Genomic DNA, 21693 nt, shown 5'->3' on the forward strand with positions numbered 1-21693 from the left:
CTTCGGGCGACCGGGAGGTGAACGGGCGTCGCGGGATCGGGCGCATCCGCCCCGGTACGCTGGAACCCATGCTCAACATGGCTGACGGCCTCGCCCGTCTCGGTGCGCTCGCCGAGAATCCGGTCGTCCGCACCCTCGCGACGGCGTTCGAGGATGCCGGGTTCGATCTGGCCGTCGTCGGTGGCCCGGTGCGCGACGCGTTGCTGGGACGCACGACGCACGACCTCGATTTCACGACGAACGCCTCGCCGGACGAGATCCTGTCCATCGTCACGCCGATCTCGACCGCGCAGTGGGACATCGGCCGTGCGTTCGGCACGATCGGCGCACGCGTGCAGCGTGAGCAGGTCGAGATCACGACCTATCGAGCCGACAGCTATGACGGCGTGACCCGCAAACCCACCGTGGAGTTCGGCGACACGATCGACGGCGACCTCGTGCGCCGTGACTTCACCGTCAACTCCATGGCACTGCAGGTGCCGGCCGTGAAGCTCGTCGACCCGACCGGCGGCGTCGAAGACCTCATCGCGGGAGTGTTGCGCACGCCCACCGATCCTCGGGTCTCGTTCGGCGACGATCCGCTCCGGATGCTGCGGGCGGCTCGCTTCAGCGCGCAGCTCGGCTTCCGTGTCGAGGACGCCACCGCCGAGGCGATCACCGAGTTGCGCGAGACGCTGAAGATCGTGAGCCCCGAGCGCATCCAGTCCGAACTCGTGCGCCTCATGCAGACCGACGACCCGGTGCGCGGCATCCGCGTGCTGGTCGACACCGGACTGATCGACGAGTTCCTCCCCGAGGTCACCGACCTGCGCCTCGAAGTCGATGAGCACCACCACCACAAGGACGTCTACGAGCACTCGCTCACGGTGCTCGCCCAGGCGATCCAGCTCGAGCACTCCCGGCACCCCGGCGCCGCCCCCGACGTGCCGCTGCGCATCGCTGCTCTGCTGCATGACATCGGCAAGCCGCGCACCCGCAAGCTCGAGGCCGGGGGAGTGGTCACCTTCCACCACCACGACGTGGTCGGCTCGCGCATGGCCCGCAAGCGACTGCAGGCGCTGCGCTTCGACACCGACACCACCGACGCCGTCGCGACGCTCATCGAGCTGCACCTGCGCTTCTTCGGTTACGCCGAGGGGGCGTGGACGGATGCGGCCGTGCGCCGCTACGTGCGCGATGCCGGCGACCTGCTGGAGCGTCTGCACATCCTCACCCGCGCCGACGTGACCACCCGGAACAAGCGCAAGGCCGGTCGCCTGGCCAGCGCGTACGACGACATCGAGGCGCGCATCGCCGCACTGCGCGAGCAGGAGGAGCTCGACTCCATCCGTCCGGAGATCGACGGCAACCGCATCCAGCAGGTGCTCGGCATCAGCCCGGGGCGCGAGGTCGGCGAGGCGTACCGGTTCCTGCTCGATCTGCGTCTGGACGAGGGCGTGCTCGGAACCGAGGTCGCCGAGCAGCGGCTCCGGGAGTGGTGGGCCGCACGCGGCTGACCCGGCTCACCCCTCTCGTCGGCGTTCGAGCTCGGTGAACACCACGCCGCTGTCGTAGGTGACGGTCTCGACCGCGTCGAACTGTTCGGGGCGATAGGGGCGCTCGCCGAACAGGGGGATGCCCGAGCCGAACAGCAGGGGCTGCCGCTTGAGGACGAGGCGGTCGATCTCGTCGGCGAGTGTGGCGGCCAGAGCGCCGCCGCCGCAGAGCCAGATGGCGGCGCCTTCCTCGAGTTTCAGCCGGCGCACCACAGCGATCGGGTCTTCGGACGTGACCTCGAGGTTCTCTCCCTCTGCGGTGCGCGAGCGGCTGAAGACGATCTGGCGCAGGTGCGCGTAGGGGCTGGGCACACCGCCCACCTGATACGTGTTCCACCCCATCAGCACGGTGTCGAAGAGCGCGCGCTTCTGGGGGATGCCGAGCGCTGCGGCCGCGACGGTGGGGAGGGTGTCGGCGAACCGGGCGTTGATGCCCTCCATGTGGTCGCCCTCGATGAGGAATGCGTCGAACTCGCCGTTCGGGCCGGCGATGTAGCCGTCGAGGGTGACGGCGGCGTAGTACACGAGCTCTCGCATGATTCTCCAATCACTACATCTGTCGCAGTTACGGTACAACAGGCGTAGTGATTGCGCTAGTGTTCCGTGCATGGTGAAGAACGACTCCCGGCGACGGCTCATCGCGGATGCAGGACTCACGGTGCTCGCACGAGAGGGATCGCGAGGTCTCACGCACCGCGCGGTCGATACCGCCGCGCAGGTTCCGACGGGCACCACCTCGAACTACTTCCGCAGCAGGGACGCCCTGATCGAGGGTCTGGTCGAGCGGATCGGAGAGCGTCTCGCCCCCACCTCCGAAGACCTGGAGCGTCGTGCGACGGCGGAGCCCGGGCCCGCCCTGTTCGCCGACTACATCCGCGACATCGTGCGGCGACTGACCGAGGACCGCGACGTGACGCTCGCGCTGTTCGAGCTGCGACTCGAAGGCGGTCGGCGTCCCGAGGTCGCCGCCGTGCTCGCTGCCTGGCAGCGCGCCGGCTTCGACGGCGATGTGGCGTTCAACACCGCGGCCGGGCTCCCGGGCGGACGCCGCGAGATCGCGCTGTTCCACTACGCGATCGACGGGTTGCTGCTCGACAGGCTCACGACGCCGATCGATCCGGACACCTCCACCGACGAGGTGATCGACGACCTGGTCGCCGGGCTCCTGCGCTGACACGGTGAGGTGTTCCCTCCGGGGCAGTGCTCCTCGTACACTGAGGCAACGCACGCTCTCGACGATCGGAGACCGCTGTGTCTGCGCCGTGGCAGGTATCCCGCGAGTCCCTTCCCCCGACATCGCGACTTCTCATCGAGCGTGCGCACGAGGAACTGCTCGCCGGAAACCTCGACGATCGGCGTCTGCAAGAGGTGCGACCCCTCGTCCGTGAGTCGTGGGAGAGGTCCTGGCGCGGGCGGGTCGGGCCTGAGGGCGCTCCGCCGCTCGACCTGGTCAGCGACGAGCTCGACGCCTACCGTCTCGCACATCCGCTCGCCTCGGTGATGGACATGATCCGTGCGCTGCTGCTGCCTGGTGAGGCGGAGGACACGGGAGTGATCATCGCGGTCGGCGACCAGGCGGGTCGCCTGTTGTGGATCGAGGGCGACAGCCAGCTGCGCTCGCTCACCGACGGCATGGGTTTCGTGGCCGGGGCGAACTGGTCGGAGGACGCCGTCGGCACGAGCGCGCCGGGAACCGCCCTCGCGCTCGGGCAGTCGGTGCAGATCCGCGGCGCGGAGCACTACAACCGGCTCGTGCATCCGTGGTCGTGCACCGCGGCCCCCGTGCGCGACCCGGAGACGCAGCGCGTGCTCGGCGTTATCGACATCACGGGCGGCCCCGAGGTCGTCTCGCTGCAGGCACGACTGCTGGTCGATGCGACGGCCCGCGCCGTCGAGTCGGAGCTGATGGTCGCCCGGCTCCGGCAGCGGAGCGAGGGATCCCGACCCCGATCCGCCGCGACGAAGGGACGCACCCCGGCGACCGCCAGGGCGACGCTGCACGTGCTGGGCCGCGACAGGGCGCGGCTGGAGACCGAGTCCGCGCACGACGAGTCGATGATCGAGCTCAGTGCGCGCCACGCTGCGATACTGCTCATGCTCGCCGTGCATCGCCAAGGCCTCTCGGCCGAGCGCCTGTGTGAGCTCGTCTATGGCCCCGGTGTCTCGCCCGACACGCTCCGCCCGGAGATGGTGCGCCTGCGCAAGGTGCTCGAGCGCACCGCCCCCGACCTCGTGCCGGAGTCGCGTCCGTATCGCCTTCCCGTCGCCCTCGACACCGACGCGCACGACGTGCTGTCCCTGCTCGATCGCGGCGCGCACCGGGTGGCGCTCACGGCCTATCGGGGTCCGGTGCTGCCCGAGTCGACGTCGCCCGGTGTCGAGGAGTTCCGCGAGTCGGTGAGGGCAGCGCTGCGTGAGGCGATGCTGTCCGAGGCAAGTCTCGACGTGCTGCTCTCCTACGCCGAGATCCCCGAGGGTCAGGGCGACGCCGAAACCCTCCGACTGGCGCTGGAGATGCTCCCCGCCCGGTCGCCGAAGCGCGCGGGACTGGTCGCCCGTATCGAGCGTCTCGAGGCCTGACCGAGCCTTGCAACCCGGCGCAACGTTGCGCACCGGGGTGCAACCTCGTGCGACCTACCTTCGAAGGACAGCCGCTGCACCGATGCGCGGCCCCGTCGAAGGAGACTCCCATGAGCATCGTCGAAGAAGACGTGTCCCTCGCCTACGCGGCCCCGGGCCGGCCGGGCGCCCTCGCGAACTACCGGCCGCGCTACGGCCACTACATCGGCGGCGAGTTCGTCGAACCCGTCAAGGGCCAGTACTTCGAGAACGTCAGCCCCGTCAACGGCAAGGCGTTCACCGAGGTCGGCCGCGGCACCAGCGAAGACATCGATCGGGCCGTCGAGGTCGCGTGGCAGGCGTTCGCGGGCTGGGGCAAGACGAGCCCGGCCGAGCGCTCGGTGATCCTCAACAGGATCGCGGACCGGATCGAGCAGCACCTCGAGGAGATCGCCGTCGCCGAGACGTGGGAGAACGGCAAGCCGGTGCGCGAGACGCTGGCCGCCGACATCCCCCTCGCCGTCGACCACTTCCGCTACTTCGCTGGTGTGCTGCGGGCGCAGGAGGGCGGCATCAGCCAGCTCGACGAGAACACGGTCGCGTACCACTTCCACGAACCGCTCGGTGTGGTCGGGCAGATCATCCCCTGGAACTTCCCGATCCTGATGGCGGTCTGGAAGCTGGCGCCCGCGCTCGCCGCAGGCAACTGCGTCGTCATCAAGCCGGCCGAGCAGACCCCGGCATCCCTCCTGTTCCTGTTCGACATCATCGGCGACCTGCTGCCGGCGGGTGTCGTCAACATCGTGAACGGGTTCGGGATCGAGGCGGGCGCCCCGCTCGCGCAGCACAAGCGCATCCGCAAGGTCGCCTTCACGGGTGAGACCACGACCGGTCGTCTGATCATGCAGTACGCCTCGCAGAACCTGATCCCAGTCACGCTGGAGCTCGGAGGCAAGAGCCCGAACGTGTTCTTCGAAGACGTCGCCCGCTCGACCAGCGACCCGTTCTACGACAAGGCGCTCGAGGGCTTCACGATGTTCGCGCTGAATCAGGGCGAGGTGTGCACCTGCCCCTCGCGGGCGCTCATCCAGCGCTCGATCTACGACGGGTTCCTCGCGGACGGACTCGAGCGCGTCGGCAAGGTCGTGCAGGGCAACCCGCTCGACCCCGCGACGATGATCGGCGCGCAGGCGTCGAACGACCAGCTGGAGAAGATCCTCAGCTACATCGACATCGGCAAGCAAGGCGGCGCGCGCCTGCTGACCGGTGGTGAGCGGGTCGACCTCGGCGGAGATCTGAGCGGGGGCTTCTACGTCGCCCCGACCGTGTTCGAGGGCACGAACGACATGCGCATCTTCCAGGAGGAGATCTTCGGGCCCGTGCTCTCTGTCACCTCGTTCGACGGATTCGACGACGCGATCTCGATCGCCAACGACACGCTCTACGGTCTCGGCGCCGGCGTCTGGAGCCGCAGCGGTGACACCGCCTACCGGGCGGGCCGGGCGATCGAGGCCGGACGCGTGTGGACCAACACGTATCACCAGTACCCGGCGCATGCCGCGTTCGGCGGGTACAAGCAGTCGGGCGTCGGTCGCGAGAACCACAAGATGATGCTCGACCACTACCAGCAGACGAAGAACCTCCTCGTCTCGTATGCAGAGGGCCCGATGGGCTTCTTCTGAGTTCGATCCCCGGGCGGGCGCTGCTCCCTCAGCGTCCGCCCGGCTCCTCCCCGGAAGGCGGCAGTCATGGTCAGCATCGGCACCTACCAGCGCGTGGACGTGACGGAGGCTGCGGCCTCACTCATACGCGAGCTGACCGCACAGCACGGGCCGCTCATGTTCCACCAGTCCGGCGGCTGCTGCGACGGCTCATCGCCCATGTGCTATCCGATCGGAATGTTCATCACGGGGCCGGGCGACGTGCTGCTCGGGGCGCTCGACGTGGGCCTGGCGCAGTCCGTCGAGGTCTTCATGTCGCAGTCGCAGTTCGAGTACTGGAAGTACACGCACCTCACGATCGACGTCGTGCCGGGGCGCGGTGCGGGATTCAGCGTCGAGGGGCCGACAGGCATGCGGTTTTTGATCCGGTCGCGGATGCTGAACGACGCGGAGCTTGCGTACTTCGGGCTGGCGTCGCCCGCGTGACTCGAGCCGTACTCAGCGCGGCAGTCGCGGAACAGCGTCGACGAGTGCCCGCGTGTAGGGGTCCTGCGGGGCGTGCAGCACGGCGGATGTCGCGCCCTGCTCGACGACGCGGCCGTTCTTCAGTACGAGCGTGCGGTCGCAGGCCGAGGCGATCGCGGTCAGGTCGTGCGACACCATCACGAGCGACAGGCCGTTCTCGCGGCGCAGCCGGTCGAGCAGCTCGAGCACCTGCACGCGCGTCGTCACGTCGAGTGCGCTGACCGGCTCGTCGGCCAGCAGCACCCGGGGGCGCGAGACCACAGCGCGCGCGATCGCGATGCGCTGACGCTGTCCTCCGGAGAACTCGTGCGGGTAGCGACGTGCGGTATCGGCGGGGAGTCCGACCGAGTCGAGGGCTTCCGCGATGCGGCGCTGCGCATCGGCGCCGGATGCCAGACCCAGCGAACGGAGCGGTTCGCCGACGATCCGGTCGATGCGTTGGCGAGGGTCGAGAGACGAATACGGATCCTGGAACACCGGCTGCACGCTCGCGCGGAACCGACGCATCTGTGCGCGGTCGCGCAGAGCAAGCGGGGCGCCCTCGAACAGCACCTGTCCGTCGCGCGGGGCGGTGAGCCCGAGCATCAGCCGCAGGATCGTGGACTTGCCCGCCCCCGATTCACCGACGAGGCCCAACGAGTCGCCCTCATCGATGCGCAGCGACACGTCGTCGAGAACGCGGCGCGATCCATAGGCGAAACCGGCCCCGCGCAGTTCGAGCAGCGTCATCGTCCGACCTCTCCGGCGTCGAGGAACGCATCGAGCGCACGGGCGCTGTCGACCAGCATCCGCGTGTACGGCTCGGCCGGCTTCTGCAGAACCTGCTCCACCGACCCCGCCTCGACGACGAGCCCGTCGCGCAGCACGACGATGCGATCCACCATGCGCGAGACCACGGCCAGGTCATGGCTGATGAACAGCAGCGCCATGCCGCGTTCGCCGACAAGGCGTTCCAGCAGTGCGAGCACGCCGTCCTGCACGGTCACGTCGAGCGCGGTCGTCGGCTCGTCGGCGATGAGCAGCTGCGGGCGGGCCGCGAGGGCGATGGCGATCGCCACGCGCTGACGCTGACCACCCGAGAGCTCATGCGGGTAGGCCCGCGCGATGCGGGTGTCGGACAGGGAGACCTCGTCGAGGGCCGTGGCGACGGCGCTCTTCAGCTCCACCCCGCGCAGCCCGAGGTGGCGTCGCAGCGGCTCAGCGACCTGACGCCCCACCCGCATCAGCGGATCGAGCGCGGTGAGCGGTTCCTGGAACACGATCTGCGCGACGGGTCCGCGCAGTGGGCGCAGATCGGCATCCCGCGCTCCGATCACCTGGTGGTCGTCGAGCAGCACCGAGCCCGAGGCGCTGAGCGCATCAGGCAGCAGGCCCGTGACCGCGAGCGAGGTCAGCGACTTGCCCGAGCCGGACTCGCCGATCAGGCCCAGGCGCTCACCGGGCGCGAGGGAGAACGAGACATCGCGCACGAGCGCGCCCGCGCCGGAGCGGACCGTGAGGCCGGAGACGTCGAGGATGCTCATCGGCTCCTCCTGCGGGTCGGGTCGGCGAGGTCGCGCAGACCGTCGGCGAGGAAGTTCACACCGAGCACCAGCGCGATGATCGCGACGCCGGGAGTGATGGCGCCCACAGGGGCTGTGAGGACCGTGCCCTGCGCCTCCTGCAGCATGCGTCCCCACGACGCGTTGGGCGGCGGTGCTCCCAACCCGAGGTACGACAGGCTCGCCTCGGCCAGCACGGCGGCGCCGAACTGCAGCGCCAGGCTCACGGCGAGGGTGGGCGCGATGTTCGGCAGCACGTGCTGGAACACGACGCCGAGCACGCCGGTGCCGCTGGTGCGCGCCGCGGTGATGTACTGCTCCTGCAGGACGCGCCGCGCGAGGATGCGGGTGAGACGGGCGACGACGGCCGACATCGCCAGGCCGATCGCGAGCACAGCCGACCACAGCGACGCGCCCTGCACGGCGACGACCAGCATCGCCAACAGCAGCACGGGGAACGCGATCACCACGTCGAGTCCTGCCGAGAGCGTGTCGTCGACCCACGGCCGGGCGAACGCCGCCAGGAGTCCGACGATCGTGCCGAGGACAGCGGCGATCGCGACCGCGCAGGTACCGACCACGAGCGCGATCCGCGCGCCCCACATCAGCTGTGAGAGCAGGTCGCGTCCGAGCCGATCGGTGCCGAGCAGGTGCAGGGCGCTCGGCCCCTCGAGACGGCCCCCGCTGGTGTCGGCGAGCGGGTAGGGCAGCCAGAACAGGGAGACCAGGGCCATCAGCACGATGAGACCCGTGAGCACGATTCCGATCAGCAGCGTCGCCTTCGGACGTCGGCGCACGGGCGCGGATCCGGTGACCAGCTGTTCGGCGACGCGGCTCATCGGTTCCCCGAGACACTCGTGCGCAGTCGCGGATCGATCAGCCGCTGCGCGATGTCGGCGGCGAATCCGACCAGCAGCACGAAGAGCGTGCTGACGACGAGGACGCCCTGGATGACCTGGAAGTCATGCTGCTCGATGGCGGACAGCAGGAGGCTGCCGAGACCGGGAAGCGTGAAGACGCTCTCGACGACCACTGCGCCGAGGAGGGTGGTCGACAGTTCGATGCCGAGGACCGCGACGACGGGGATGGCGCCGTTGCGCACCCCGTGACGCAGGAGCGCCTCCGGCATGCTCGATCCGCCGGCGCGGGCGGTGCGCAGATAGTCGCTGCCCAGCACGTCGAGCGTCGCCGAGCGGACGTAGCGGCTCAGGGAGGCGCTCATGACGATCACGATCGTGATCACCGGCAGCGCGAGCGAGCGCAGTGCGTCCGCCGGATCCTCCCAGTCCTTCCGGGGGAAGCCGCCGGAGGGCAGCACGCCCCACCCGAGCGCGAACACCCAGACCAGCACCACACCCACCCAGAACACGGGCACGGCCACCCCGAGCTGCGCGAAGCCCGAGAGCGCGATGCCGTACCAGCGGTCGGCCTTCACGGCGGCGGTGATGCCGATCACGAGCGAGACGAGCAGCGCGATGGCGAAGGCGATGAGGGTGAGCGGGAGCGTCACGGCGAGGCGATCGGCGATGTCGGGTCCGACGGGACGGGAGCTCAGGAACGACTCGCCGAGATCGAGACGGAGCAGCTGCGTCGCCCACGTCGTGAACTGCTGCAGCAGGGGCTGATCGGAGCCGACCTGGGCGCGCGCGGCGGCGATCTGCTCCGGGGTGGCGTTCACGGAGAGCAGCGCGTTGGCCGGGTCGCCGGGGAGAAGGCGCAGCAGCACGAAGATCGCGACCATCGCGACGACGAGCGATACCGCGAGGAACGCGAGGCGGCGCAGGAGGTAGGCGAGCATGGCTTCTCAGGATGGCATGGGGGATGCCGACGCGCGGCATCCCCCACGCACGTCAGGACTTGACGATGTCGTAGGCGAAGAACTGCGAGTTCAGGCCGTTGACCGGGTATCCGCTGAGGTCACTGGAGGCGACCACGATCTGCGGGTACAGGTACAACCATACGCTCGCGGCATCCGCGGCGATCTTCTCGTTGACCTGCTTCAGCAGCGCCGTCTGCTCGTCGGTCGTGGCGGCCTGCTCGGCCTGGGCGACCCACTGCTGCACGTCGGCGTCGTTGTAGCCCCAGTAGAAGTCGGGGTTGCCGTACCAGACCACGTCGCGGTCGTTCACGTGCTCCTGCAGAGTGGCCTCGAAGTCCTGCTCCTTGAACACCTTCGTGTACCACTCGTCGGCGCTGATCGTGTTGATCTCTACCGTGATGCCGACCTCGGCGAGCTGCGACTGCAGGAACTCCGCCACGGCGGGGTGCGGGTCGTAGCTCGGGGTGTCGAGCGTGAACGTGAAGCCGTCGGCGTAGCCGGCCTGCGCGAGCAGGTCCTTCGAGAGCTCGACGTCGTACGGGTTCACGGAGGTGAGGTCCTCGTACCAGGGGTCGGTCGGCGGCACCATCGACCCGATCAGCGTGCCGTAGTCGCCCCAGATCGACTCGAGGAGCTTCTTCGTGTCGATCGCGGAGTAGACCGCCTTGCGCACGAGCGTGTTGTCGAAGGGGGCGACGCGGTCGTTGAAGGCGAGCAGCTCCTTCGTGGTCGAGGTGCCCTCGCTCACGACGTAGTCGTCGGAGTCGAACTGCGTCAGCGAGTCCGGGTTCTGCACGCTGGTGATGACGTCGATCTCACCCGTGAGGAGGGCGTTGTTCTCCGCCGTCGCGTCGGTGAAGTACGTGTAGACGACCTCGCCGTTCTTGGCGGGCTCGCCCCAGTAGTCGTCCCAGCGCTGCAGGGTGAGCGTCGAGCCCTTCTTCCACTCGTCGAGCGTGTAGGGGCCGGTGCCGTCTTCCGTGCTGGTGATGTCGCCGGCCTCGTCGTTCACGATCCACACGTAGCTGAGGTTGTACAGGAACGAGATCGACCGCTGCGACAGCGTGAACACGACCGTCTTGTCGTCGGGGGTGGCGATGTCGGCGATCGTCTTGAAGCTCGACTTGCGGGCCGAGACCGAGTCCTCGGCGGTGACGTCTTCGACGCTCGACTTCACGTCGGCGGAGGTGAGCGGGTCGCCCGAGTGGAAGGTCACGTCGTCGCGCAGAGTGATCGTGTAAGTGAGGCCGTCGTCGGACACCTGGGCGTCTTCGGCGAGGAGAGGTTCGACCTCGCCGTCATCCGTGAGCCGGTAGAGGCCTTCGTAGACGTTGCCGGTCAGAGCCTCGGTCACGCCCTGCCCGCCGCCCTGGGTGTTGCTCAGGTTGGTCGGCTCGTACAGCGAGCCGATGAAGATCGTGGCGTCTTCGCTCGCGGTGGCGTCGTCGCTCGTACCGGACGCGCAGCCGGCCACGAGGGCGAGCGTGGCGACGGCACCGAGCGCGCCGAGGATGCGGGTTCTTCTCATGAGTGCTCCAGGGTGAGGGTGTGCGGCGTCACGCCGCGTAGATGTCGAAGCCGTCGTGGAACACGACGTTCTTCTCGCCTGCTCGGATAGGCAGGGGGAAGCGGTTGGAGGCCGGCGGCAGCGGGCAGTTGTACTGGGCGCTGAAACCGCACGGCGGCACGAACGCACGGTTGAAGTCGAGGACCACGGAGCCCTCGTCGTCGCGCAGCTGTACGAACAGGAAGCGACCGGATCCGTAGGTCTCCGATCCGTTGGTCTCATCGCCGAAGACGAGCAGCAGCGTGCCGCCGTCGTCGAAGGCGGCGAGGGTGTACTCCTGGCCTTCGAGCTCGAGGCGGATGTCGCCGGGGACGACCAGATCGCGCGTGCCGCCGTTGTCGCGGATGTGCTCGAAGGACACGCGACGGTCGCTGGAGACCGGGGTGAAGTGTCCTTCGAGAACCCACGCAGGGTCGTAGTCGTAGGTGTCGATGCGGTCGAAGGCGCGGATGGCGGGCGCCTCGGCGTCCCAGGCACGCAGGCCGTGCTCGGCCTGACCGGTCTCGATGTTCGTGCGCTCGATCGGGGTCACGGTCACCGTGGGCGACGCGTCGCGCTGCGCAGCGTCCAGGTCAGGGCGCTCGCCGGTCCAGCGGGTCTCGATCAGGGCGAGGTTGCCGGTCGCCGACGTGACGGCGGCGCGGCGCTCGGCCTGCCAATAGGTGTGATCTTCGCGTTCAGACATCACTTTCAATTCTCTTGCATGGAGAACGCGGTCGGGTCGCGCACGTCACTCGGAGTAACGCATGGCGGTGCATCGCCTCGGCCCTTCCGGCGTACGGGTATCTGCCGTACACTCCGAGGATGAGCACTTCGACTTCTCCGCTGAAGAGCGCCCGCCTGGAGTTCCGCGTCACCGCGGACCAGAAGGAGGTGATCGAGGAGGCAGCCGCGATCGAGGGTCGCACTGTGACGGACTTCTCGGCGTCTGTGCTGGTGGAGAGGGCGCAGGAGGTCATCGAGCGCGAGCGTCGGTTGCGCGTCGATGCCGTCCGGTTCGACGCCTTCATCGAGGTCATGGAGCGTCCGCCCCGCACCGTCGAGGGTCTGCGAGAGCTGATGAGACGCGATTCGGTCTTCGTTGACTGAGTTCCTGACCCCGCGACCTCTCGCGTCCGGCGACAAGCTCTCGGACTTCCGCTGCGGGGACGAGAGCCTCGATACCTGGTTGCGGGGACGAGCCCGCTCGAATGAGAAGAGCGGCGCTTCGCGCACGATGGTCTCGGTCACGCGGGAGGGGAGGGTCGCGGGGTACTACTGCCTGGCTTCCAGTGCCATCGACCGCGGCGACGGGCCGCCGCAGCTGGCGGGCGGCATGCCCGTGTCTGTTCCCATCGTGCTGCTCGGGCGTCTGGCTGTGGACCGGGAGTACGCCGGTCGGGGTCTCGGGTTCTCCCTCCTGCAGCACGCGACGATGCGAGCGCTCGAAGCCGCAGACGCCATCGGCGTCCGTGCCATCCTTGTGCACGCGATCAACGACGAGATCGTCCCGTTCTACGAGCGATTCGGCTTCACCGCCTTCCCCGAGGCGCGTCGTACCCTCTTCCTTCTCGTGCAGGATGCACGCGCGACCCTCGCGCGGTGATCCGGCTGCCCCGCTCCTCGGAGTAACGCATGGCGGCGCTCAGCCGCTCGCGCCGTCGAGCATCGCCTTCGACGCACGCGTCTGCGCGCGCAGGGCTGCGGCGAGAGCGGAGACGGCCGGCAGGCGCAACGACTCGGGCCGTGCGACCAGGTAGTACGGCAGCTTCTCGGCGAAGACCGTGGGCAGCAGGCGCACGAGATCGGGATGGCGGTCGGCCGCGAAGCAGGGGAGGAGCCCGATGCCGGCGCCTGCTCTGGTCGCCTCCACGTGCACGAAGACATTGGTGGAGGTGAGTCCGTCCTGCATGCGCGGGACGAGACGGCGGGGGAGATCGAGGGCGTCGACCTGCAGCATCGAGTCGACGAAGTAGACCAGCTGGTGCTGCTCCAACTCGGCGGCAGTGTTCGGCGTTCCGACCCGGGCGAGGTAGTCGCGCGACGCGTACATGCCCAGCGTGTAGGTGCCGAGCTTCACCGCATGAGCGCGACGCGTCTGCGGAGCCCCCACCACCACTTCGAGATCGAGGCCGGCGCGGTGCTCGGCGGCGCGTCGGGTCGCCGCGACGATCTCGACCGTGAGCCTCGGATGCGCGATGCGCAGAGCGGCGACGGCGGGGGCTGCGATGTAGGCGCTGAAGCCGTCGGTCGCCGACATGCGGACGACTCCCGAGACCGGATCGGGCGTCTCGGCGCCGCCGTCGAGCTGAGACAGCGCCGCTTCGATACGGCCCCCCGTCTCCGCAGCGGATCGGCCGAGGTCGGTCAGCTCCCATCCCGTCGCCGACTGTGCGACCACGCGACCGCCGAGCACGTCTTCGAGGGCGGCGATGCGCCGGGCGACCGTCGTGTGGTCGAGGCCCAGATGGGTGGCGGCGCTCGTGTAGCGCCCGGTGCGCGCGACCGCGAGGAGCACGAGCAGGTCGTCGGCTCGAGGGCGCTTAGCGGCATCCATTCTGCAATTATGCACATGCCATGTGCAGCACTGGGCGTTGTTGCAAAGCGGCGGGTGCCTGACACTGGGACGCGGGTGTCACCGGCGACATCCGAAGGAGACAGACATGACATCCTCAGTGAGCGCGGCCCCCACCGCCCCCTCCGTCCCGACCTCGAAGCTCAAGCGGGTCGTCGCGGCCTCCATGGCCGGCACGGTCGTGGAGTGGTACGAGTTCTTCCTCTACGCCACCGCGGCCAGCCTGGTGTTCGGCACCTACTTCTTCCCGGCGACCGGTTCGCCCCTCGACGGCATCATCGCGGCCTTCGTCACCTACGCGATCGGCTTCATCGCCCGGCCCCTCGGTGGCATCGTCTTCGGCCAGATCGGCGACAGGTTCGGCCGCAAGCCCACCCTCCAGGCCACGATCATCATCGTCGGCGCGGCGACCTTCCTGATGGGGTGCCTCCCCGGCTTCCAGAGCATCGGCTACTGGGCACCCGCGCTGCTGGTGGCGCTCCGCTTCCTCCAGGGCTTCGCCGTGGGTGGGGAGTGGGGCGGTGCGGTGCTGCTGGTCGCCGAGCAGAGCCCCGACCGTTCGCGCTCCTTCTGGTCGAGCTGGCCTCAGGCCGCTGTTCCGGTAGGCAACCTCCTCGCCACCCTCGTGCTGCTCGTGAGCTCGTGGGTGATGAGCTCGGCCGCCTTCCTCGAATGGGGATGGCGCATCGCCTTCTGGCTGTCGGCCGTGATCGTGCTGGTCGGGTTCTACATCCGCCGCCACGTCGAGGAGGCGCCGATCTTCCTCGAGGCCAAGGCGCAGGTCGAGGCCGAGAAGGCCACGTCGTACGGCGTCGTCGAGGTGCTGCGCCGGTACCCGAAGGGCATCCTGCAGGCCATGGGCATCCGCTTCGCCGAGAACATCGTCTACTACATCGTGGTCAGCTTCACGATCGTGTACCTGAAGACCGTGCACGAGTACGACACCAGTCAGCTGCTGCTCGCTCTGCTCATCGCGCACGTCGTGCACTTCGCGATCATCCCGCAGCTGGGGCGACTCGCGGATCGGTGGGGGCGCAAGCCCGTCTACCTCACCGGGGCCATCCTCAGTGCGACGTGGGCGTTCTTCGCGTTCCCGATGTTCGACACCCTCAACCCGGTGCTGATCGTGCTGGCCGTCACCATCGGGCTCTGCTTCCACGCGTTCATGTACGCCCCGCAGCCGGCGGTGATGGCAGAGCTCTTCCCCACCCGCATGCGCTACTCGGGAGTCTCGCTCGGCTCCCAGGTCACGGCCATCCTCGCCGGGTCGCTCGCGCCGATCCTCGCGATCCAGTGGCTGCGCGACTTCGGCTCCTGGCTGCCGATCGCGATCTACATCGTCATCGCCTGCGTCGTGACGGCCGTCGCCGTGGTCTCGCTGCGCGAGACGAAGGGCATCTCGCTGCAGGCGATCGACGACGCCGATGCCGCCCGCACGGCCGCGGCCTGACACACCGAAGGAGCACGACATGACCGATCTGCGAGGACGCACGGCGCTCGTCACGGGTGGTGCGAGCGGGATCGGCGCCGCGTGTGCCCGGGAATTCGCTTCGGCGGGCGCCCGGGTCACGGTTGCCGATGTCGACCGTGAGGCCGCGGAGGCTCTCGCCACGGAGATCGGCGGGCAGGCGTGGTGCGTCGACCTATCCGACCTCGGTGCGCTCGCCGATGCCCGCATCGACGTCGACATCCTCGTCAACAACGCCGGAGTGCAGCACGTGAGTCCGATCGAGGACTTCGCACCGGAGCGGTTCTCGTTCATCCTGCGCCTCATGCTCGAAGCGCCGTTCCTGCTCATCCGCGCCGCACTCCCGGGAATGTACGACCGGGGCTTCGGGCGGGTGATCAACATCTCGAGCGTGCACGGCCTGCGCGCCTCGGCCTACAAGTCGGCGTACGTCGCGGCGAAGCACGGTCTGGAGGGGCTGTCGAAGGTGACGGCGCTGGAGGGTGGACCGCGCGGGGTGACGAGCAACTGCATCGATCCCGGGTACGTGCGCACGCCGCTCGTCGAGAAGCAGATCGCCGATCAGGCCCGGGTGCACGGCATCCCCGAGGAGGAGGTCCTCGCGAACGTGATGCTGACCGAGTCGGCCATCAAGCGGCTCGTCGAGCCGAGCGAGGTCGCCTCCCTGGCGCTGTGGCTCGCAGGCGACACTGCGGGGATGGTGACAGGGGCGAGCTACACGATCGACGGCGGATGGTCGGCGCGCTGACCGGTCGGCAGAAGCGCATTCGTGCGAATGGATGCAACGGGTTGCAACCTCGTCCGGTATACCATTTCGCCATACGCCCAGCAGTGTCAGTCCCCAGCTGACCGTGGGCGGGGCGGCTCAGCCGTCATGCGGAGGGAGAGTGGATCTCTTTTCGATCCCGAGGGGGGATGGGGTGGGAGTTCGGTCCCCAGCCGGCACCCACCCCCACACTCGGCCCCTCCGCCACTCCGCGCGGTCGCATCGGCTCAGTTGAATCTGCTCACGATCCAGAACCCGGCGATCATGAGCGCGATGACGATGGGTATCCATGTGCCGCCGCGTTTGAGTCGCCGCCCTTGAGGGGCGACTCCGGGCGGCGGGGTGAGCAGGCCTGCAGGCGGCGCGAACGGCAGCGACGGACTTGACGTCGGGGCCGATGCCCCCGCTCTCGTCTCGGCGAAGAGCCGCTCATCGCGCCACCGCGCCCACTGCTCGAACTTCGTCAGCAGGGCGCCGACGGTACCGAACAGCCACGCCCAGGTGTCGGGATCGAGGGTCGACACCTTCCGCTGCGTGTAGAGGAAGAGCCAGTCGTCGACGATCTCCACGTCGAGCTCGGCGGCGTTGTCGATGAACCGCGCCATGATGTCGGGCGTGAAGAGATAGAGCGCGTCGCGTTCGTATCCCTCGGGGCAGTAGAGCGTGAAGTGCTGGTCGAAGTCGCCCTCGAGCGACAGCCGCTGGCTTCGCTGGAACGATGCCGGCAGGTTCGAGCCGAACCCGTTGTTGCCCTTGGCGTCGAGGACGATGTTCGGCAGCGGTGCATCGAGCTTCACGGCCACGTAGCCCCAGCGGTAGGTCGTGGAGTTCTTTCCCGACTGCACCGTGTACTGGTAGTTGCCGAATTCGACGAAGCGTGGCCTGGTACCGCGGATCAGATCGGTGGACTGCCGTCCGCGCCCGAGGTGGAAGATCATGCCGGGCAGCGGCGGGTCGACGACCTTGGGCTCGTAGGTCATGCCGTTCGTCTGCGCGAACCGATGCAGGCGGAACCGCGTCGTCTGGGCATTGCGCACGCCCAGCCAGATCATGACGCCCGCGGCGGCCAGCAGAAGCGCGATCAGCACGAGGGGGATCGCTGCGGACGCGGGGGAGCCGCCGAAGGATGCCAGGCTCAGGACCACGCTGATGAGGACAGGCAGCATCACCACGGCGACGATCGCGACCGCCACGATGCCGATGATCGTGGATGCCCCGATGCCACCCGTCGGCCGGGAACGGAGCTCCGCGGCGAAGGCGCGCACCGCGCTCGCGTCGACCGGATCGGTGAGGGGTCGGGCGTCGAAGGTCATCCGCGGGGACGTCACCTGTTCACCGCATCGGCGTCCCACGTGAGGTCGGCGCCCTCCGGGAGCGGGAGGGCTTCCAGGTGCTCGTCCGCGCACAGCGCCTCGATCAGTGCGGGCGAGCCGGCCACGATCGTGGAGTCGAAGTCGACCTCGCTCACCAGCACCCAGGCGTGATCCTCCGGCCAGAGGAGGCTCGGGCTCTGTGCCGCCGGCGGGAATCCGCGCTCCTCGGCGGGGAGATCGCGCCAAGGGACGTGCAGCACCCACTCCGGATCGGCGAACGCACGCGGGGCAGCGGAGAACAGCACGTGTCCCCGTCCTGGCAGCTCGAACCTCGGCCCCTCCGAGATCTCCTTCGAGAGGATGCCCTCCTGCCAGGTGGGCTTGCGGAAGACGTTGTTGAACGGATCGCGCGCGCTGCGGTCGAGCATCGCCTGATGGTTCGGATCGTCCGAGAATGTCGGGAACGAGCGCGATGGGGTGATGCCGACAAAGCCCAGCAGATCGCCTCGCCCCTCCCAGAGCGCGGCGAAACCGGCGTCCGGCGTATGCGTGTGCTCGACGAGGTGGGTGACGATGTTCGCCAGGTGGGCAGGTTCCAGCTCGCCCTCCATCGGCGCGGTGAACTCGCGACCGTCGGGGGCGATCCGCGTGCGCCAGTCGCCGTCGGACGGGGTGCGCACGAGCCGGTTCCACTGCGCGAGCGGGTGGAGGACGGTGCCGAACGCCGCCGCCGTCTGCGCCCACGACACCGGCTCGTCGACGAATCGGGCCATGAGCGCGTGCTGCGCGGACTCGGGCATCCGCACCCACTCGTCCGCCGTCGGAATCGCCCGATCCGGCGATGAGCGAACGATGGCCGGATGGAAGATGCGCGCATACGCGGGAAAGCCGCGGGGCACCACCTCATGCATGGTCTCGTTGCCGGCGTCGAGCCGCTCACGCAGCCATGCCCCCGCCGAGGGATCGGGCGTCCACTCCATGCGACCACGCTACCGGGCACTGCGCTGTTCGTGCGGTCGGCGGACACCGGGTGCGCACAGAGCCGCCCTAGGCTGACGTCGTGGAGACCGAGATCGAGACCGAGACCGTCGCGCCGCAGACCCGCCGCGCGTGGGGAATCGCCCGCATCGTGGTCGGCGCCTCGGTCATCGTCGTCCTCCTCTACGCCTACGCTCTGCGCATCGCCGTGGGGGACGCGAGCCCGTTCGACTACTTCGGGTACTTCACGAACCAGACCAGTCTCATCGCGGCGCTCGTCCTGATCGGCAGCGGTGCACTCGGGGCCACCGGCCGATCGGTTCCCTCGTGGTTCGCGTTGCTGCGCGGCATCGTGACCGCCTACTTGCTCGTGGTCGGCGTGATCTACAACGTGCTCGTCCCCGGCACGGGCTCGGCGCCGCCCTGGGTGAGCGTGCTGCTGCACGTCGTCTTCCCCCTGCTCGTGGCGCTCGACTGGCTGCTCGTCGGCGATCGCCCCCGGCTGCCGTGGTCCCGCCTCTGGATGCTCGTGCCCTACCCCCTGATCTGGCTGGTCGTGGTCCTGTGGCGCGGAGTCACCGACGGCTGGGTGCCCTACGGCTTCCTGCTCCCCGAACGCGGGCTCGGTTCGCTGATGCTCCACGTGCTCGGGCTGCTCGTCGCCGTGCTGCTCGCCGGCGTCCTGGTCTGGACGGCCAGCCGATTCCGCGGCGTGTCGTTGAGGGAGAACGCATCCCCCCTCGACTGAGCCGATTTTCCTTGGTGCTCCCGGGCGGGCACTACGGTGGGAACCGCGTCACGCGAGCCGACTGTCATGGGGGAGAGTTCGAATGCTGAATCAGGCCGAAGCCGTGTCCGGCGAGCGGGTCTTCCGCAGGAACCCGCTCCGCTCGGCCGTCGGCGCGATCGTGCTCTCCGCGGTGCTGTCGGCGGTGACGCTCTTCGTGCTCCCGAAGTTCCTGCCGCGCACCATGAACATCTCGACCCGCGGCGTGTTGGTGCTCGTCGTCGCGATCGCGCTGACCGTGGCGGTGTTCGCCGGCTTCTTCTGGTTCCGTAACATCCGGATCGTCATACGCCCCGATGCGGTCGAGATCGGCAAGGCCGGCAACCGCGAGACGTTCCCGCGCGCCACGACTGCCTTCCGCTCGAAGATCACCGAGCACCGCACGAACGGACTCCCGAGCGGCACCACGCGCGCCCTGATCGTGCACACCGGCGACCGCGAGATCACGATCGAGCTGCCCGGGTACTCGCGACCCCTGTTCAACGAGCTCATGGCGACGCTGAACCCGATCGCGCTGCCGGTGTTCGACGACCCTGTCGCCGCCGCGCGCGCCGGAGCCCAGCTGCCGACGCAGTTCACGATCGACGCCACGGGGGAGCGGCGCCTGGCCACGCGGATCACGGTCGCCGCCGTCGTGTTCCTCGTCATCGCGATCGGCGTCGGGCTGCTCGTGGCGGTGCCCGGTTTCGTCGACAGCGAGCTCTCGGCACTCATTCTGCTCGCGCCGTTCGCCGCGGTCGCCGCCATCGGCTTCGGGATCGGCGCCGTGCAGCGTCGGCGCCTGGTGCGATCGATCCCCGCTCAGGTGTCGGTCGACTCCCAGGGCATCCGCATCGACGGTGTCGACACGCCCTACGCGCAGCTGGCTCGCATCTGGTTGACCCCGCCCGCGTACCCGGTCAAGCGACTCCGCTTCGACCGTGCTGCCGGCAAGACCACGACGCACCTGCTCGCCTCCTCCCGCGTCGGCATCACGCCCGACTACGGCGATCTCCTCCTGGCTGTGCGCGCCCGTACGGCGCATCTGCCCGGCCTGCTCTCCCTGGACCTCGAGTGACGGGGGAGTCGGGGCACGACCCCGAGTACCCGATCCGCACGGAGCGCCTGCTCCTACGCCCGATCGCGCCCGCCGATGCCGCACCGATGCACGTCTACAAGTCCGACCCTGATGCCGTACGGTACGTGCCCTACGCGCCACTGGAGCTCGCGGAGGTCGAACAGCGCATCGCCACCACCTGGTCGAACACGCGCTTCGCGAAGGAGGGCGACGCGGTCTCCCTCGCCGTCGAGGAGCGTTCATCCGGCGCACTCCTCGGCGACGTGGTGCTGTTCTGGCGCAGCGAGAGCGACCGATCCGGCGAGGTCGGGTACATCTTCGACCCGCGCGCCGGCGGCCGTGGCTATGCGACCGAGGCGGTCGACGCGCTCCTCGCGCTGGGCTTCGACGGCGTGGGCCTGCACCGCATCGTGGCGCGCATCGACGAGCGCAACACGGCATCGGCCGGGGTCGTGGAAAGGCTCGGCTTCCGCCGCGAGGCCCGTCTGGTGGAGAGCGAATGGTTCAAGGGCGAATGGACGACGTTGCTCGTCTACGCCCTCCTCGAAGACGAATGGCGGGGGCGCGACGGCGCGGACGGCTCGTGACGGGATCCCCCATAATCGAGGATGTGACTGCGACTGCAACCCTTCCCTCCCTCGACGGCCGCCGATTCCGCATGGTGTCGTCCACGACCTCTGCGGTCGACCCGGAATCCCCGAGCATCTTCGAGTACTTCGAGCGCGACGGCGCGATCTGGGGCGGGTACGAGGGTGACACGGTCACCTTCGGCAAGTTCGTCGGCACCCGCACGGGTGACACGATCTGGGTGTCTTTCGTGCACGTGCTCAAGGCTGACGGCACGGTCGTGACCGGCGACGGCGAGAGCGAGCTGGAGCTGACCGACGAGGGCGGCATCCGCCTGGTCGAGCACTACGAGATGCACGGACTCCCGCAGCTGAGCGTGTGCGAGGAGATCACCGCCTGAGGCCTGCGCCTCAGCGCGGCGGCAGCGCGTCGCGACCGGGCGAGGCCGGCGTCCACCGTGTCATCCCGAGCGGTGCGGTGACGCTGCTTCGTTCCGGCAGGTCCCCCGGCAGCAGGTAGGGGCGGCGGATCACCTCGTCGAGCACCACCACGCTGACCACCGTGCGCACCTCGGGAAGCTGAGCGATCACTCCGGTGGAGAACTCGTGCACGCCGCTGACATCGACGGCGCGGATCAGCAGCATCGCGTCGTGCTCGCCTGTGGTGATCGCGCACCACTCCACATCGGGCATCTCCAGCACCCGCTCCCGGAACGACGCCCAGGCCTGCGGCATCACGGTGACGAAGACGAGGGCGCCGATGGAGAGCCCCGCCTTCGCCTGATCCACGCGGGCGCTGAAGCCCGTGATGACGCCGTCGTGCACGAGCGACTCGACGCGCGTGTAGGCGTTCGCGCGTGAGATCCCCACCTTGTCGGCGAGAGCCGCGATCGAGACACGACCGTTATCACGCAGGACTTCGAGGATTCTGTACGCCGTCTCGTCCAATGGGGCGGCACTTCGTCCAGAATGCTTCGAATCTTCCGCATTCTTGCTG

The 21693-nt window shown here is 68.9% G+C and carries 24 protein-coding genes; 13 read left to right on the plus strand and 11 right to left on the minus strand.

Going from position 1 to position 21693, the window contains the following annotated elements:
* Positions 1 to 68 precede the first annotated feature (68 nt).
* On the plus strand, positions 69 to 1496 hold the full coding sequence (locus tag F6W70_RS17030) for a CCA tRNA nucleotidyltransferase (protein WP_151487409.1): 1428 nt from the start codon (positions 69 to 71) through the stop codon (positions 1494 to 1496).
* Between the two features lie 6 nt (positions 1497 to 1502).
* Here the strand turns inward: F6W70_RS17030 and F6W70_RS17035 are convergent, their stop codons facing one another.
* Entirely contained in the window at positions 1503 to 2072 is a 570-nt protein-coding gene (locus F6W70_RS17035; RefSeq protein WP_055871466.1) for a dihydrofolate reductase family protein, read from the minus strand.
* Positions 2073 to 2142: 70 nt separating this feature from the next.
* On the opposite strand from F6W70_RS17035, the gene F6W70_RS17040 reads away from it, so the two are divergent.
* The 4 genes from F6W70_RS17040 to F6W70_RS17055 all read left to right on the plus strand — a co-directional run bounded on the left by F6W70_RS17040 (position 2143) and on the right by F6W70_RS17055 (position 6241).
* Positions 2143 to 2709 carry a TetR/AcrR family transcriptional regulator gene (locus F6W70_RS17040; RefSeq protein ID WP_055871463.1) on the plus strand — a complete coding sequence of 189 codons (567 nt, stop codon included), beginning with the start codon at positions 2143 to 2145 and terminating at the stop codon, positions 2707 to 2709.
* Positions 2710 to 2786: 77 nt separating this feature from the next.
* Positions 2787 to 4115, plus strand: coding sequence for a GAF domain-containing protein (locus F6W70_RS17045; protein WP_055871460.1), 1329 nt, complete (start codon positions 2787 to 2789; stop codon positions 4113 to 4115).
* Positions 4116 to 4225: 110 nt separating this feature from the next.
* On the plus strand, positions 4226 to 5776 hold the full coding sequence (gene exaC / locus F6W70_RS17050) for an acetaldehyde dehydrogenase ExaC (RefSeq protein ID WP_151487410.1): 1551 nt from the start codon (positions 4226 to 4228) through the stop codon (positions 5774 to 5776).
* Between the two features lie 66 nt (positions 5777 to 5842).
* Complete coding sequence (locus F6W70_RS17055) at positions 5843 to 6241, plus strand: DUF779 domain-containing protein (protein ID WP_151487411.1); 399 nt, start codon at positions 5843 to 5845, stop codon at positions 6239 to 6241.
* A 12-nt stretch (positions 6242 to 6253) separates the two neighbouring features.
* Here F6W70_RS17055 and F6W70_RS17060 read toward each other — a convergent pair whose 3' ends face one another.
* The 6 genes from F6W70_RS17060 to F6W70_RS17085 are packed head-to-tail and all read right to left on the minus strand — an operon-like array spanning position 6254 to position 11892.
* Positions 6254 to 7009 (minus strand): ABC transporter ATP-binding protein, encoded by a 756-nt coding sequence (locus F6W70_RS17060; protein WP_151487412.1) that lies wholly within the window; start codon positions 7007 to 7009, stop codon positions 6254 to 6256.
* On the minus strand, positions 7006 to 7803 hold the full coding sequence (locus F6W70_RS17065) for an ATP-binding cassette domain-containing protein (protein WP_151487413.1): 798 nt from the start codon (positions 7801 to 7803) through the stop codon (positions 7006 to 7008). Before F6W70_RS17065 ends, F6W70_RS17060 begins: the two co-directional genes overlap by 4 nt.
* Complete coding sequence (locus tag F6W70_RS17070) at positions 7800 to 8660, minus strand: ABC transporter permease (protein WP_151487414.1); 861 nt, start codon at positions 8658 to 8660, stop codon at positions 7800 to 7802. The genes F6W70_RS17065 and F6W70_RS17070 overlap by 4 nt, the downstream gene beginning before the upstream one ends.
* Positions 8657 to 9619 (minus strand): ABC transporter permease, encoded by a 963-nt coding sequence (locus F6W70_RS17075; protein WP_151487415.1) that lies wholly within the window; start codon positions 9617 to 9619, stop codon positions 8657 to 8659. Before F6W70_RS17075 ends, F6W70_RS17070 begins: the two co-directional genes overlap by 4 nt.
* Positions 9620 to 9671: 52 nt before the next feature.
* Positions 9672 to 11168 carry an ABC transporter substrate-binding protein gene (locus F6W70_RS17080; protein WP_151487416.1) on the minus strand — a complete coding sequence of 499 codons (1497 nt, stop codon included), beginning with the start codon at positions 11166 to 11168 and terminating at the stop codon, positions 9672 to 9674.
* 28 nt (positions 11169 to 11196) lie between these two features.
* Positions 11197 to 11892 (minus strand): DUF1684 domain-containing protein, encoded by a 696-nt coding sequence (locus F6W70_RS17085; RefSeq protein WP_151487417.1) that lies wholly within the window; start codon positions 11890 to 11892, stop codon positions 11197 to 11199.
* A gap of 119 nt (positions 11893 to 12011) precedes the next feature.
* Between F6W70_RS17085 and F6W70_RS17090 the strand changes: the two genes are divergently transcribed.
* Together F6W70_RS17090 and F6W70_RS17095 are read left to right on the plus strand one after the other, a co-directional pair.
* Positions 12012 to 12296, plus strand: coding sequence for a type II toxin-antitoxin system TacA family antitoxin (locus F6W70_RS17090; RefSeq protein WP_017829871.1), 285 nt, complete (start codon positions 12012 to 12014; stop codon positions 12294 to 12296).
* Positions 12289 to 12792 carry a GNAT family N-acetyltransferase gene (locus tag F6W70_RS17095; RefSeq protein ID WP_151487418.1) on the plus strand — a complete coding sequence of 168 codons (504 nt, stop codon included), beginning with the start codon at positions 12289 to 12291 and terminating at the stop codon, positions 12790 to 12792. The genes F6W70_RS17090 and F6W70_RS17095 overlap by 8 nt, the downstream gene beginning before the upstream one ends.
* Before the next feature lie 39 nt (positions 12793 to 12831).
* Here F6W70_RS17095 and F6W70_RS17100 read toward each other — a convergent pair whose 3' ends face one another.
* A complete protein-coding gene (locus F6W70_RS17100; RefSeq protein WP_151487419.1) occupies positions 12832 to 13743 on the minus strand; it encodes a LysR family transcriptional regulator in 912 nt (303 codons plus the stop codon).
* Positions 13744 to 13849: 106 nt separating this feature from the next.
* Between F6W70_RS17100 and F6W70_RS17105 the strand changes: the two genes are divergently transcribed.
* Positions 13850 to 15211: an MFS transporter gene (locus F6W70_RS17105; RefSeq protein WP_031205827.1), complete on the plus strand. Its 1362-nt coding sequence runs from the start codon at positions 13850 to 13852 to the stop codon at positions 15209 to 15211.
* A gap of 19 nt (positions 15212 to 15230) precedes the next feature.
* Entirely contained in the window at positions 15231 to 15977 is a 747-nt protein-coding gene (locus F6W70_RS17110; protein WP_151487420.1) for a 3-hydroxybutyrate dehydrogenase, read from the plus strand.
* 245 nt (positions 15978 to 16222) lie between these two features.
* On the opposite strand, the gene F6W70_RS17115 is transcribed toward F6W70_RS17110, so the two are convergent.
* Together F6W70_RS17115 and F6W70_RS17120 are read right to left on the minus strand one after the other, a co-directional pair.
* Entirely contained in the window at positions 16223 to 17308 is a 1086-nt protein-coding gene (locus tag F6W70_RS17115) for a hypothetical protein (RefSeq protein ID WP_170287952.1), read from the minus strand.
* Positions 17309 to 17319: 11 nt separating this feature from the next.
* Positions 17320 to 18288, minus strand: a complete 969-nt coding sequence (locus tag F6W70_RS17120; RefSeq protein WP_151487422.1) for a hypothetical protein — start codon at positions 18286 to 18288, stop codon at positions 17320 to 17322.
* A gap of 80 nt (positions 18289 to 18368) precedes the next feature.
* Between F6W70_RS17120 and F6W70_RS17125 the strand changes: the two genes are divergently transcribed.
* The 4 genes from F6W70_RS17125 (at position 18369) to F6W70_RS17140 (ending at position 21097) form a co-directional block, all read left to right on the plus strand.
* Positions 18369 to 19034, plus strand: a complete 666-nt coding sequence (locus F6W70_RS17125) for a Pr6Pr family membrane protein (protein WP_318278939.1) — start codon at positions 18369 to 18371, stop codon at positions 19032 to 19034.
* 82 nt (positions 19035 to 19116) lie between these two features.
* A complete protein-coding gene (locus F6W70_RS17130; RefSeq protein ID WP_151487423.1) occupies positions 19117 to 20130 on the plus strand; it encodes a hypothetical protein in 1014 nt (337 codons plus the stop codon).
* Positions 20127 to 20717 carry a GNAT family N-acetyltransferase gene (locus tag F6W70_RS17135; protein ID WP_151487424.1) on the plus strand — a complete coding sequence of 197 codons (591 nt, stop codon included), beginning with the start codon at positions 20127 to 20129 and terminating at the stop codon, positions 20715 to 20717. Before F6W70_RS17130 ends, F6W70_RS17135 begins: the two co-directional genes overlap by 4 nt.
* Positions 20718 to 20740: 23 nt before the next feature.
* Positions 20741 to 21097, plus strand: a complete 357-nt coding sequence (locus F6W70_RS17140) for an avidin-fold protein (protein WP_229778785.1) — start codon at positions 20741 to 20743, stop codon at positions 21095 to 21097.
* 10 nt (positions 21098 to 21107) lie between these two features.
* Here F6W70_RS17140 and F6W70_RS17145 read toward each other — a convergent pair whose 3' ends face one another.
* Positions 21108 to 21644 carry an Lrp/AsnC family transcriptional regulator gene (locus tag F6W70_RS17145; protein ID WP_055871410.1) on the minus strand — a complete coding sequence of 179 codons (537 nt, stop codon included), beginning with the start codon at positions 21642 to 21644 and terminating at the stop codon, positions 21108 to 21110.
* Positions 21645 to 21693 lie beyond the last annotated feature (49 nt).

Origin of the sequence: Microbacterium maritypicum (assembly GCF_008868125.1) — a bacterium.
GTDB lineage: Bacteria > Actinomycetota > Actinomycetes > Actinomycetales > Microbacteriaceae > Microbacterium > Microbacterium maritypicum.